General features: G+C 39.1%; 12 protein-coding genes. 4 read left to right on the forward strand and 8 right to left on the reverse strand.

Translation table 11 applies throughout. The annotated features are described in order from the left end of the window. The 7 genes from MB14_RS18500 to MB14_RS18530 all read right to left on the reverse strand — a co-directional run bounded on the left by MB14_RS18500 (window position 1) and on the right by MB14_RS18530 (window position 6,101). On the reverse strand, window positions 1-630 hold the full coding sequence (locus MB14_RS18500) for an LON peptidase substrate-binding domain-containing protein (protein WP_062594253.1): 630 nt from the start codon (window positions 628-630) through the stop codon (window positions 1-3). Between the two features lie 52 nt (window positions 631-682). Beyond that, a complete protein-coding gene (gene icd, locus MB14_RS18505) occupies window positions 683-1,909 on the reverse strand; it encodes an NADP-dependent isocitrate dehydrogenase (protein WP_062594255.1) in 1,227 nt (408 codons plus the stop codon). A 112-nt stretch (window positions 1,910-2,021) separates the two neighbouring features. Further along, window positions 2,022-2,840 carry a 3-methyl-2-oxobutanoate hydroxymethyltransferase gene (gene panB / locus MB14_RS18510; protein WP_062594257.1) on the reverse strand — a complete coding sequence of 273 codons (819 nt, stop codon included), beginning with the start codon at window positions 2,838-2,840 and terminating at the stop codon, window positions 2,022-2,024. A gap of 76 nt (window positions 2,841-2,916) precedes the next feature. Beyond that, a complete protein-coding gene (locus MB14_RS18515) occupies window positions 2,917-3,750 on the reverse strand; it encodes a mechanosensitive ion channel family protein (RefSeq protein WP_062594259.1) in 834 nt (277 codons plus the stop codon). A 65-nt stretch (window positions 3,751-3,815) separates the two neighbouring features. Then, complete coding sequence (locus MB14_RS18520; protein WP_062594261.1) at window positions 3,816-4,319, reverse strand: phosphoribosyltransferase family protein; 504 nt, start codon at window positions 4,317-4,319, stop codon at window positions 3,816-3,818. 10 nt (window positions 4,320-4,329) lie between these two features. After that, window positions 4,330-4,812 carry an Lrp/AsnC family transcriptional regulator gene (locus tag MB14_RS18525; RefSeq protein ID WP_053223876.1) on the reverse strand — a complete coding sequence of 161 codons (483 nt, stop codon included), beginning with the start codon at window positions 4,810-4,812 and terminating at the stop codon, window positions 4,330-4,332. A gap of 86 nt (window positions 4,813-4,898) precedes the next feature. Continuing rightward, the gene (locus tag MB14_RS18530; RefSeq protein ID WP_132644149.1) at window positions 4,899-6,101 is read right to left on the reverse strand and encodes a tetratricopeptide repeat protein; all 1,203 of its coding nucleotides are present in this window, start codon (window positions 6,099-6,101) and stop codon (window positions 4,899-4,901) included. 128 nt (window positions 6,102-6,229) lie between these two features. Here MB14_RS18530 and MB14_RS18535 point away from each other — a divergent pair, with 128 nt between their 5' ends. Together MB14_RS18535 and MB14_RS18540 are read left to right on the forward strand one after the other, a co-directional pair. Continuing rightward, window positions 6,230-6,874, forward strand: coding sequence for a hypothetical protein (locus MB14_RS18535; protein ID WP_062594265.1), 645 nt, complete (start codon window positions 6,230-6,232; stop codon window positions 6,872-6,874). A 195-nt stretch (window positions 6,875-7,069) separates the two neighbouring features. Continuing rightward, complete coding sequence (locus MB14_RS18540) at window positions 7,070-10,039, forward strand: glycosyltransferase family 117 protein (protein WP_062594267.1); 2,970 nt, start codon at window positions 7,070-7,072, stop codon at window positions 10,037-10,039. Window positions 10,040-10,068: 29 nt separating this feature from the next. Here MB14_RS18540 and MB14_RS18545 read toward each other — a convergent pair whose 3' ends face one another. Beyond that, on the reverse strand, window positions 10,069-10,842 hold the full coding sequence (locus MB14_RS18545) for a class I SAM-dependent methyltransferase (RefSeq protein WP_062594269.1): 774 nt from the start codon (window positions 10,840-10,842) through the stop codon (window positions 10,069-10,071). A gap of 166 nt (window positions 10,843-11,008) precedes the next feature. Here MB14_RS18545 and MB14_RS18550 point away from each other — a divergent pair, with 166 nt between their 5' ends. Together MB14_RS18550 and rlmB are read left to right on the forward strand one after the other, a co-directional pair. Continuing rightward, a complete protein-coding gene (locus MB14_RS18550; RefSeq protein ID WP_062594271.1) occupies window positions 11,009-12,163 on the forward strand; it encodes a GWxTD domain-containing protein in 1,155 nt (384 codons plus the stop codon). Continuing rightward, a complete protein-coding gene (rlmB, locus tag MB14_RS18555) occupies window positions 12,163-12,906 on the forward strand; it encodes a 23S rRNA (guanosine(2251)-2'-O)-methyltransferase RlmB (protein WP_084376152.1) in 744 nt (247 codons plus the stop codon). The genes MB14_RS18550 and rlmB overlap by 1 nt, the downstream gene beginning before the upstream one ends. Window positions 12,907-12,937: the final 31 nt, after the last annotated feature.

A 12,937-nucleotide genomic window follows, 5' to 3' on the forward strand; every position in this document is an offset into this window, starting at 1 on the left:
TTAAAACTTCAATGGGTCGATATGCTGGAAATGACCATTTAACTGGATGCGCTCTTTGGCGCGCTCCATTTCTTTCACAAATGGAATAGCTAGTTCCATATGTCTGATCAAAAATTCGTATCGCTGCGACTGGTTTTCCATTTGCAACATATCGTATTCTTGTTCCAAAGATAAGCCCAATTTATGAACCAGCTCATATTCTTCTGTCAAATCCGCAACATTGAGCTTATGATCCATCCTCAGAATCTCAACCAATTGCGCGGCCAGCTCCTTTAATCGAGACCATTGTTCGATTTCTCCATCTTTATTGTTCTCTATAAAAGTAACTTTTCCTCCTGCATAGAGTTTTCCTGCCACCATTTCTTGAAAAGTAACTAATTCGAAAACCCGAGTACAGCGGGTCACAATATCCATTTCTCCGTTGGCGTAATTTTTAACCACCTTCTCAACAATCATTTCAGAACCAAACTCCATAATCCCTGTGTCGAATACAGGAATACCGAAGCTTTTGCCTTCGGCTATACATTCGTTAATCAGCTGCTTATAACGAGGTTCAAAAACGTGAAGGTTGAGTTTTTCGTCTGGAAAAACGACAAGCTTTAAAGGAAAAAAGGGGAGAAATTCTTCCATTATACAATTGGTTGGTATGAAAAAACAAAAGCCCCTTTCGGGGCTTATTGTTTTACATATTCTTAATTATTTCATCTCCAAATTCAGAGCATTTAAGGAGTGTTGCTCCGTCCATCAGTCGCTCGAAATCATAGGTTACTCGCTTTTTCGCAATCGAAGCTTCCAAACCTTTGTAAATCAAATTAGCCGCTTCTTGCCAGCCAAAATACTCAAGCATCATAGCACCAGAAAGAATTACTGAACCTGGATTCACTTTGTCCTGACCTGCATATTTTGGAGCCGTACCGTGGGTCGCTTCAAAAATTGCATTCCCTGTCATGTAGTTAATGTTGGCACCTGGTGCTATACCAATACCGCCAACAATGGCAGCCAAGGCATCAGAAACATAGTCCCCGTTCAGGTTCAATGTGGCGATTACTGAGTACTCAGCCGGTCTTAAAAGGATTTGCTGAAGGAATGCATCGGCAATCACATCTTTAATGATCACTTTGTGCCCATCCTTTTCAATGATCTGCCAAGGTCCACCTTCATAATCTTTAGCTCCGTAGCTATTTTTAGCCAATTCGTAGCCCCAAGTTTTGAAAGCACCTTCGGTAAATTTCATGATGTTACCTTTGTGTACTAGGGTAACAGAATCTCTTTTTTGTTCGAAAGCATAATCGATGGCGCTTTTCACCAAACGATGTGTTCCTTCTTCTGAAACTGGTTTTAAACCATAACCCGCAGTTTCAGGGAATCTTACTTTGTCGAATTTTTTAGGAAAAGTTGACTTTAGAAAATCATTTAATTTCTTAGCGTCTTCAGTTCCTTTTTCAAACTCAATACCTGCATAAATGTCTTCAGTGTTTTCTCTAAAAATCACCATATCAGTAAGACCTGGCTCTTTTACTGGAGAAGGTGTTCCTTCAAACCATCTTACCGGACGAACACAAGCGTACAAATCCAATTCTTGACGAAGGGCAACATTTAATGAACGAATTCCGCCACCAACTGGAGTAGTTAATGGACCTTTAATTCCTACCAAATACTCTCTAAAAGCATCTAGCGTAGCAGCTGGCATCCATTCGCCTGTTTGGTTAAAGGCTTTTTCTCCAGCCAAAACTTCTTTCCAAGCTATGCTTTTCGCACCACTGTAAGCTTTCTCTACAGCGCTATCCAAAACCTTTTGGGCAGCTGGCCAAATATCTACACCAATGCCATCTCCTTCAATAAATGGAACTGTAGGGTTGTTGGGTACATTTAGAACCCCGTTACTAATGGTTATTTTTTGTTCGCTCATTTCGTTAAACGGTTATTTGATTCGTAATTTGAGTTAATCGTGCTAAGGTAAGAAATTATCTAGGTTGAAAGTTCCTCAATTTGGACTTTCCCTTCAATTTAAACACCTGCTTTTAATAGCTTTCCTTATCGTTAGGAAAGTCTTTTGCTTTTACGTCTTTCACGTAATTGGTCACCGCATCTTTAATTGTGGTACCCAAATCCGCATACTGCCTTAAAAAACGCGGTTTAAACTCGGTGGTAATGCCCAGCATATCGTGGATTACCAACACCTGACCGTCTACATGTGGACCAGCCCCTATACCAATGGTTGGGATATTAATTTCTTCAGAAACACGTTTGGCGAGTTCGGCAGGAATTTTTTCGAGCACGATTGCATAGCAACCGCAGGCCTCTAAAAGCTTAGCATCTTCAATAAGTTTATCAGCTTCTTCTTCTTCTTTTGCCCTTACAGAATAGGTTCCGAATTTATAAATAGACTGAGGTGTTAGGCCCAAATGCCCCATTACAGGAACACCCGCACTCAAGATTCTAGTGACCGATTCCTTAATTTCGGCACCGCCTTCCATTTTCACACTGTGTGCACCAGATTCTTTCATAATTCTGATGGCAGAACGCAAAGCTTCTGAACTGTTTCCCTGGTATGAACCAAAGGGAATATCAACTGCTACAAAAGCGCGCTTTACAGCCCTTACCACAGAACTGGCGTGGTAGATCATTTGATCAAGTGTAATTGGCAAAGTAGTTTCGTGTCCCGCCATTACATTCGAGGCGGAATCGCCTACGAGTATTATATCTATACCCGCTTCATCCACCAAAGAAGCCATTGAGTAATCGTAAGCCGTAAGCATGGAGATTTTCTCACCACGGTCTTTCATGGCTTGAAGTTGGTGCGTAGTAATTTTCTTTATTTCCGATTTGTGTATTGACATGTCGATAAAATTAAAGGGGTAAATATAAACATTTACCCCTTCTTGTTTTGCAAAGTATAGCGATGGCTATCTACGGTTATTTTTCATTGAAGATGTGTACATCTCTTTGTGGGAAAGGAATCGAAATTCCTTCAGCATCGAATGCTTTTTTCACCTTCTCTATCATATCCCAGTTTACATTCCAATATTCAGGAGTTTCTACCCAAGCACGCACCGTAATATCTACACTGCTGTCTCCTAGATTTCCTACCCTAACCATTGGGGCTGGTTCTTTTAAAAAGCGACTATCACTTTCTATGATTTTCAAAATAATGGCTTTAGCTTTTTCGAAATCATCTCCATATCCAATTCCAAAAACCTTGTCCCATCTACGATTTTCTTCCATAGAGAAGTTAACAATATTGGCGCCTGCTACTTTTCCATTAGGCAGGAAAATAGTTTTATTATCGGGTGTTTTCAGTACAGTATTCATAATAGAAACTCCATTTACTGAACCTCCTGTGCCGTCTATTTCTACATAATCACCTGCCTTAAAAGGCTTAAGTGTTAATACTAAAATTCCGCCAGCAAAATTGGCCAAACTGCCTTGAAGCGCTAAACCAATAGCTAAACCAGCCGCACCAAAAACAGCCAAGAAACTTGCGGTTTCAATTCCAATTTGATCAACAACTGCAAAAAGTAAAACCGCATATAAACCAACTTTAACTACCCCCACTAAGGTTGGGATTAATATCGGGTCAGTCTCTCTTTTAATTAGTGTTTTATGAGCAAGCTTTACAAGTCGCTTGATTATCCAAACACCAACTATTAGGGTTATTAACGCACCCAAGACCTGAAGGCCATAGCTTACTACATAACCCACTATAAGGTCCCATACTCCTTTTACACTTTCTTGTAAATCAGATTCCATTTTGTTTTTTATTAGTCGTTTAAGGTTTTACTGGTCTAACTTGAACTTAGACTGTGTATTAAAAATCAATACAAATATGCGGAGAAATCAGAGTCCGTCAAATTCACTTGTATATGTTCTTGAATGGTAGTGGCCAGTTCAAGGCCTTTATAATCTACCGAAATCGGAAAACGTTTGTGACTTCTATTTACCAAAACCGCAGTTTGTATTTTTTTTGCCCCCATTTTCAAGAAGGGATCGAGGGCATAAATCATGGTTCTTCCTGAATTCATTACATCATCAACAAGAACCATAGTAAACTGATCAATTTGAGGAAAGTCAGAAAACTGCACCTGAGGCTGTACCGGAGCATCTTTTTCCACGCTCAACCTCGCCACATGTACCGAAATTTTTGAAATCGACTCTATCTCCTTCTTTAACATTGAAGAAATTTTGAGCCCATTTTCAGCTACTCCTACCAAAATAATCTCTTTGAGCTCATGGTTTTGCTCATAGATTTCGTAGGCCATTCGCCTGATTTTTTGTTCAATCTGGCTTTTATCTAAAATTTGCTTCTTCTCTTTTGACATAAACTTTTACCTACTCCGTAGAGGATAGAGGCATTACTTTGCTATCCTTAAAAGTAGAGAGTATGACCATAGACTGCAAGTTATCTACCACAGATATATCGCTTACTTTCTCGAGCATTAGTTTTTGATAGGCTGAAATATCAGCAGCAATCACTTTTAGAACGAAATCGCCAGAACCTGTTACGTGATGGCATTCTATAACTTCATCTATTTTGTTAATCTCTTCTAAGAAAACATCAATATTTCCCCTGTTATGGCCCTTTAGAGTAGCATATACAAAGGTGCTCACACCAAGACCAATTTTATCGGTATCGAGTTTTGCGTGGTAACTTTTGATGATTCCCGATACCTCAAGTTTTTTTACTCTCTCTAAGGTTGGAGCGGGAGACAATCCAATTTCTTTGGAAAGTTGTGCATTGGTAATTTTTGCATTAGACTGAAGTATCTCTAAGATCTTTCTGTCAATTTTGTCGAGTTTGATATTTTGACCCATTACTAAGTGTTTTTACGAAATAATATTCGGCATACTAGTTATTTGTTAAAATAAAAGCAATATGAAATTACACCTACGGAGTATTTTCAACGCTTATTCTTTTTAATTTCTTTTTCTAGCTCTCTGGCTTTTTTATTGGTGTCCTCTTTACGCTTGGTATTGTCTCTTATTTTATCAAGCATAGGTATGGCCTCATCGTACCGCTGTTCTTGGACATAATATTCTGATAAGTGAAGTAAGGAATAGATATGATAACCAGATTCCTCAAGCTCCAACGCATTTGAATAGGCAATGGTTTGGAGATAATAAACTTCTGCTTTATCCCACTCGTTTCTCTTCCGATTAATATCTGCCAAAAAGAAGCTGGCATACCTGCCACTCATTTCCTCATAGCCTATCCTACCATCCTTTATTCTGCTCATAATTTCGAGTGAAACTCTTTCGGCATCTTGAAATTGACCCGCTGTATAAAGCATTTGGGCATAAAAGCGATGAAAATACGGATTGTTTGGGTATTGCTCATTCATGTATTCAGCCCATCTGAGGGCATCGAATGTTTCGTTCAACTCAAATGCCTTGATACGCATTAAAAAATAAATGGCCTCTACCCTGGTATAAAAAGCATTGGTCGCTACCGTTTTCATTTGTTCAACGCCCAACTTTTTATCGCCTTTTGGGAAGAAAAACAACACAGGCCTTAAAAGCGGATATTCTTCTCTAATCCAAACTGAATAATAGTTGAACAGGGCATCTCCAAAAAGGATTTCAGGGCTGAAACTTTCGTTGCCGTGTGTTCTTTCTAAATACTTTAGCGCAAGTCTTCCTGCGTTAGTCGCTCTTCCCCAATTCTTTTTTTCAGAATGATATCGACCTTGAAAACCATAAGAACCCGCTAAGAAGAAATTCGCTTCTATGTTATCCTTATCAATTTCTATCATGGCTTCTGCCTTGGCTATAGCCGTATCCATATGGGCCAAAAATTCATCTCCTAGTGGAGATTCCTTTTCCAAATTGGGCATCATTTGCCACCAAGTACTTATTCCATATAAGAAATAACCGAGGGGGTGTTCTGGGAAATTGTATTTTATCCAATTGAACTCAACTTCCGCTTTACGAAAATCGAAGTTATACATATAGTCAACTGCATCTGTAATTTCCTTCTGAAGGTTCATGTTGAGCAACAGATACTTGGCCGTATCGCCCAAAACCTTCTCCTTTTGAACCTGCGCATTTATCACATTCGGCACCGCTAAAAACAGTACGAATACACCTATAATTACCTTCTTCAAAACCTTCAAATTGATTTATGTGCAACAGACGCGCAAAAGTACTGCCACACAGTCGATTCACAATACGCTTAACTAATTTTATTATTGCTTTTAGCCATTAATCGTAGATTTGTCGAAATTGTTTTGCCATGCCAAGAGAATATACACCGTTAGAAGTAAAAATGAAGGAATACACTTCCATCAATAAAACGATGGTGTTCATATTGATCTGTGTTATTTCTTTTCTACTTCTCTTTATTCAACAAACTTTTATTATCAGCGAAATCAATGCTTTTAAGTTTATGGACGGCATGGAGCTGCTTGTTTTTCAGGCAATTGCCGGGCTAAAATATATTGGCGTGCCCTTGGTTTACGCATGGAAGTTTACGCTCATTGGCTTCATTTTATGGACAGGCTGCTTTTTATGGGGGTATAGAGTGAGCTACAAACAATGCTGGCAGATTGCCATGTTTGCTGAAATGATATTTTTCATACCTGAAATACTCACTATTCTTTGGTTCTTTTTTATTGATACCGATCCTACTTATTGGGATGTAAAGGCTTTTGAACCTTTGTCTTATATGAACTTCTTTAATCATGAAGAAGTACCCGAAAAGTATTGGTATGTAAATTCGGCTCTCAATGTTTTTGAAGTGGGCTACTGGATACTGCTTACCTACGGAATTAATTTTGCTGCGCGCAAAAAGAAGTCGATTGCCAACGCCATTGTATTCACTTCTTATGTTCCGCTTTTCTTGCTTTGGCTTTGGTTTTACTTAGGCGTGTATAAATAAAATGGACTGCGAAACTCGATCGGTTTTCAGCCCCAAGTTCACATTGCAACTTGCCATTCACCGTATTAATAAAATTTAACCCTTCTACAATCTAAATTTTACTAATTTCACGCCCTGCTAATAGGTTTATAATTGCGCATGGCGCTTGGTTCATTCTGGTTTTTATGAAATGAACTCGCCATTAAAAATACTGAAATGACAGACTTTAAGAAATTCAATAATCTCACTGGGTGGGCGGTTTTTATAGCTTCGTTGATCGTTTATATTTTGACTCTCGAAGAAACCGCGAGCTTTTGGGATTCAGGAGAGTTTATTGCCATTGCCTATAAACTAGAGGTTTCTCACCCTCCAGGCGCGCCACTTTATATGCTTATTGGGCGAATGTTCTCATTTTTTGCTTTTGGCGATGTAACTCAAGTAGCTTATTGGATCAACATGGTAAGTGCTGTTTCTAGTGCTTTTGCGGTGCTTTTCCTGTATTGGACCATCGTGATGTTGGGCAGAAAATTGATCAATGCTGAGTTGGGCAACGAAACCAATGTTCAGAAAATATTACTTGCTGGAGCAGGCGTAGTTGGCGCCATGAGCTTTGCCTTTACTGATTCATTCTGGTTTTCGGCAGTAGAAGGCGAAGTATATGGAATGTCTTCATTCTTTACCGCTTTTGTGTTTTGGGCCATGCTTAAATGGGAAATTGTAGATGATGAAAGTGGAAGAAATAAATGGATTGTCTTGATCTTTTATATGCTTGGGCTTTCTACAGGTGCGCACCTTTTAGGCTTGGTTACTTTACCTGCTTTAGGCTTAATCTATTATTTCAAAAAATACGAAAACCCAACTTGGAAAGGTGCTTTCGCGGCAATGGGCATTTCATTGTTTTTGGTAATGCTCATCAACTCCTTTATCATTCCTGGACTTCCAACACTAGCCGGAAAGTTTGAGATTACCTTCGTAAATACCTTTGGCTTGCCATTTGGTTCGGGCGCATTATTTATGATTGCCCTACTCATTGCCGCCATTGTGTTTGGATTGAAATGGACCAGAAGAAAAGAATACGTTACCCTAAACACCTTGATCTTAGGAATCACTTTTGTGTTGATAGGTTATTCTTGTTATGCGGTAATCCTTATTCGTTCTAAAGACAACCCTGCGATTGACCAAAACAATCCTGAAAATGTAATGACTTTCATCTCTTATCTTAAGAGAGAACAGTATGGTAGCAGACCTCTCCTTTACGGTCAATATTACAATGCACCACAACCACAAACAAAGCAAGGTGCTCCTATATATTATAAAGATAATGACGAGTACAAAATCTCTGATTATAAAGTAGAAACCACCTATGACGATGCTTGGTCAACGTTTCTACCAAGAATGTACAGTTCTTCCCCTGCCCATATTCAAAAATATATGGCCATTACTGGCTTGAGAGAAGGTGAAAAACCAACTTTCTTAGACAACTTGGCTTTCATGTTCTCGCATCAGATTGGGCACATGTATGTGCGCTATTTTATGTTCAATTTTTCTGGAAGGGAAAGCGACATTCAAGATGCAGATTACTTAACCGCTTTTGATGGCAATAAAGATGTTCCTGATTTTATTAAGAATAATAAATCGAGGAATCAGTATTATATGATTCCGTTGATTCTCGGCCTCATAGGTTTCTTCTTTCAATTTAACCGAGACCCAAAACGCTTTTCGGCTACGCTGATGTTCTTTATTCTTACGGGATTGGCCCTAGTAATCTACCTGAACTCGCCACCAATAGAACCAAGAGAACGAGATTATATTTACACGGGTTCGTACTACGCCTTTGCTATTTGGATTGGTTTTGCGGTATTGGCCATTGGTAGTGCTGCAATGAAACGCGGCAAGGCTCTAGCTTATGGTGCGCTGGCGCTATGCCTAGTTTCGCCAATTATTTTAGCCGCTGAAAACTGGGATGACCATGACAGAACTGGAAGGTTCTTCTCTGTAGATTCGGCAAGAAACTTCTTGGCTTCATGTGCTCCAAATGCCATACTATTTACTGGAGGTGATAATGACACTTTTCCGCTTTGGTATGTACAAGAAGTAGAAGGCTTTAGAACTGATGTGCGTGTAATTGTACTGAGTTACTATAACACCGATTGGTATGTAGACCAAACCAAGGTGAAAATGAACGACTCTGAGGCTTTCCCTTATTCTTTAGATATTGAAAGCTACCGTCAAGGCACAAACGACTATTTATATGTAGACGAACGCCCTCAATACAAAGGCAAAGCGATTGACCTAAAGGATTATATTTCCTTAGTACAGCGCAAGAGCCCAGTGATTCAAAGGCAGCTTGGCTCAGGCACAGTAATCAATACAGTTCCAGCCCGTTCACTCTTCCTTAATGTAGATTCCACACAAGTAGAAAAACTTGGAGTTATCCCGAACAGTCTTAAGAAATATCAGACGGATAGAATGACGTTTACTTTTAAGCAAGGCGAGAACTTCTTAGAGAAAGCGCACCTGATGATGCTTGATTTGATTGCAACCAATAACTGGGAAAGACCAATCTACTTCAATTACACTTCGGTAAGCTCGGTTCCATTCGATTTGGATGACTACTTAGTGCAAGAAGGTATGGCCTATCGACTTCTTCCTGTCCAAAAACCAGGAAGCATGAGAGAAATTGTGAATACAGATTTGATGTATGATAATGTGATGAACAAGTTCCAGTTTAGGGGATTAGACGACCCAAGTACGAACCTGAACGGAGACTACAGAGGTTTTGCTCAAAACCACAGGTCTATGTTTACCACCTTAGCGGATGCATTAATTACTGAGGGGGATACTACCAGAGCAAAAACTGTTTTGGACTATGGTATGGAAGTAATGCCTAAAGAGTCGCTTCCTTACGATATTGCTTCTGTAAGTTTTGTTCAAGCTTATTTAAATATTGGCGAAGAAGAAAAAGCACTTGCCATGGGGATGGAAATAGCCGAAATGTTTAACGAAATGGCTACTTATCATCAAAAGAAGATGCGCTATGATTACGAGTTCAGAAAGTACTTAAATGGACTTCAGTACTTACAATCCATCTTTAGCCAATATGGCTACCCAGAACAAGCCGCACGATTAAGAGAGATGCTCGATGGACAAAACACTATGCTGTCCATGGATAGAAGTAACTTCTAAATAAAGAATTGAAATAGCCGAGAAATCGGTTATTTCTCTAAAATCAAAAATAAATCTAATGCAGTATCTGCATCATCAGTCAGGGGATAATCTTCCTGACTGATTTCGTTTACAAGCTTTGTGTTTCCGTTATTGAGCTTGTTTCTGTTCAGTCTGTTTAAAATATCGTAAGGAATTCTAAGTAAAGGCGCTGGCAAATTGTATTGCAAATTGAAAATATCGAAGCGGGTAATTCGTTGTACCGCTCGTTTATTTTCTTCGTAATAAGCCATTACTTTTTCATTGCCCGTTACCCCTTTCATTTCCACTTTAGTAAAAATTTCAGAAGCCAAATCCGTTAACTGTTGAGCAGTGTATTCGCGCACATGCCAAGGATTTCTGGTCAGGGTTTTCTTAATATTTGGGGTAGTCAAAACGGCTTTACCACCTGGTTTTAACACACGGTAGATTTCTTTCAAAAACTCCTTATCCTTCTTTACGTGTTCAATCACTTGAAACGAAACTATAGAATCGAAACTATTATCGGCTAAATCAGAAAAAGGTGGAAACACTGCCTGACGAAAATCTAGCTTAGGATATTTACCCTTCAGTTCGTCAATTACAGATTGAATTTTATCTAAAGCCACGTAGCTATCTCCCAAAGGCGCTAGCAGTTCTACACCACGTCCTTCGCCACAACCTAACTCCAATAAATCTCCCTTTATATAAGGTACAGCCAAATAATAGGCCCTTAATAATCTTTGATGTATAGGGTTATCAGATGCAATTTTGTCTGAAGCGATTTCAGTTGTGTAGGTAGCCATGCTTAACTTTTGCCCAAAAATAAACCATTTAGCTTACAATGAGCTAATCAAGTCAGCATTCCCTACAATTTGATTACATTTGTCGTCAGTTTTACACCGCATGAAAAGGCTCGTATTCACTTTAATTTTTACAATCTGCGTTCAGTGGCTATATTCTCAAAGCCGAATGAGTTCAGCAGACGTTAGTTTTCTGTACAACCCAGATCATGAATTTTTAATTGACCACAGACTCGCCCAAAACGGCAATAAAGTAAAAGTATATGTTCGCTTTATTCTGAATAGCGGGGTGGTTAAAATTAGTGATTACGAAATTCAATACGATGTTCGTGATAGCTACATTGATGAAAAGCACGTAAACTCTACCACCAGATTAGATTCTGCTACATTAGTAGCCACAGGCTTCCGCGAGTTTATTTATTCATTTGAATTTGAAAAAACAGCTGACCAAAACCTCATTATATTAGAAGTCAACAATATTTTACGAGGCAGAAAATTTTTGATCGACATACCGATTGAAAGGAGCAGAAGCACTCAAAATCAACCCTTCCTTATTTTTGAGGCACAAAGAAATGTACCCTATTTCTCTCGTTTCATTAACCTAGATCAGTCGGTAAGGCTGGTGAATGTTTTCGGAAATGAAGGAAAATATCAAATAGAAGGCGTGATCAATAATCAAGCGGTTGCCATTCCTCCTTTTGATGAAGGGCGAATACAAGTTCCTTCTAAAATAGAGATTGATACCTTGTATGGCGCAGTTGAAAATGAAGTTCTGAAATTTTCAACCCCTGGATATTACATCATAAATGAAGCTACGGATCCATCAAATACCCTAGGAGTTCTGGTAACTGATCCTTTTTTTCCGTACTTCGGTCAGTTTGAAAGGTTGGTGGAGCCTTTGATTTTTATTACTACCAACGATGAATATAAAACCTTGAGGACTGCCAGAGATACACGGTCGGCTTTCGAAAATTTTGTTACCACTCGAATTTCAAATGGAGGAAGAATAGCCCAAGATTTTGTGAAATACTATTACAGGAGACTTCGAAAATCGGCCCATTTATTCACTTCTAATAAAGAAGGTTGGAAAACCGATCGAGGAATGGTATACCAGATTTACGGAAACCCATTGCAAGTATTCCGTAATGAAGAACAAGAATTATGGGTATATGCTGCTCCAAATGGAGGCCGAATACGCTTTAATTTCGAAATCGTTTCAGAAGAAAATAACCTTTTGACTTACCGTTTAATTAGAGAAAGTAAGTTTAAAGAATCGTGGGTAGATGCTGTGACCAGCTGGCGTAGCGGAAAAGTAATTGAATGATGATAGACCAACCTAAAGATGACTTCATTTACGGAAGTCGGGCAATAATCGAAGCCATAAACGCTGGTAAAGAAATAGATAAGCTACTTCTACAAAAAGACGTTAAAAACGAACTTACCACCGAATTGTTAATCGCTGCGCGCGACTTCAATATTCCGGTTCAGAAAGTACCCATTGAAAAACTGAACCGCATTACGCGAAAAAACCATCAGGGAGCAGTTGCCTTTGTTTCATCAGTAGTATATGCATCATTAGATAATATTATTTCTGAAGCTTACAGCAAAGGTGAGGTGCCTCTTTTGATTGTATTAGACCGTATTACCGATGTCAGAAATTTTGGAGCCATTGCCCGAACAGCAGAATGTGTAGGCGCCCATGGAATTGTAATTCCATCGAGAGGAAATGCACAAGTGGGTAGCGATGCCATGAAAACTTCTGCAGGTGCTTTAAACTTTATTCCAGTTTGCCGAGCCGATAATTTAAAAACCACCCTTAGAGAAATTCGTGATAACGGAATCACCGTTTTAGCCTGTACCGAAAAAGCCTCTGATTTGGTTTACCAACATGACCTTACCGTTCCTATTGCTTTGTTAATGGGCTCTGAAGAAGACGGCATTTCGCCTGAGTATCTAAAGCTTGCCGATCAGCTTTGTAAACTTCCTATTAAAGGAAATATAGAGTCGCTGAATGTGTCGGTAGCAACATCCGTAGTTTTATACGAAGTAGTGAGACAGCGCGGTTAAGCGCTCGTTTTATAAAAACAAAAATGGCTAC

It is taken from the genome of Roseivirga ehrenbergii (assembly GCF_001593005.1).
In the GTDB taxonomy this organism is placed as follows: Bacteria; Bacteroidota; Bacteroidia; order Cytophagales; family Cyclobacteriaceae; genus Roseivirga; species Roseivirga ehrenbergii.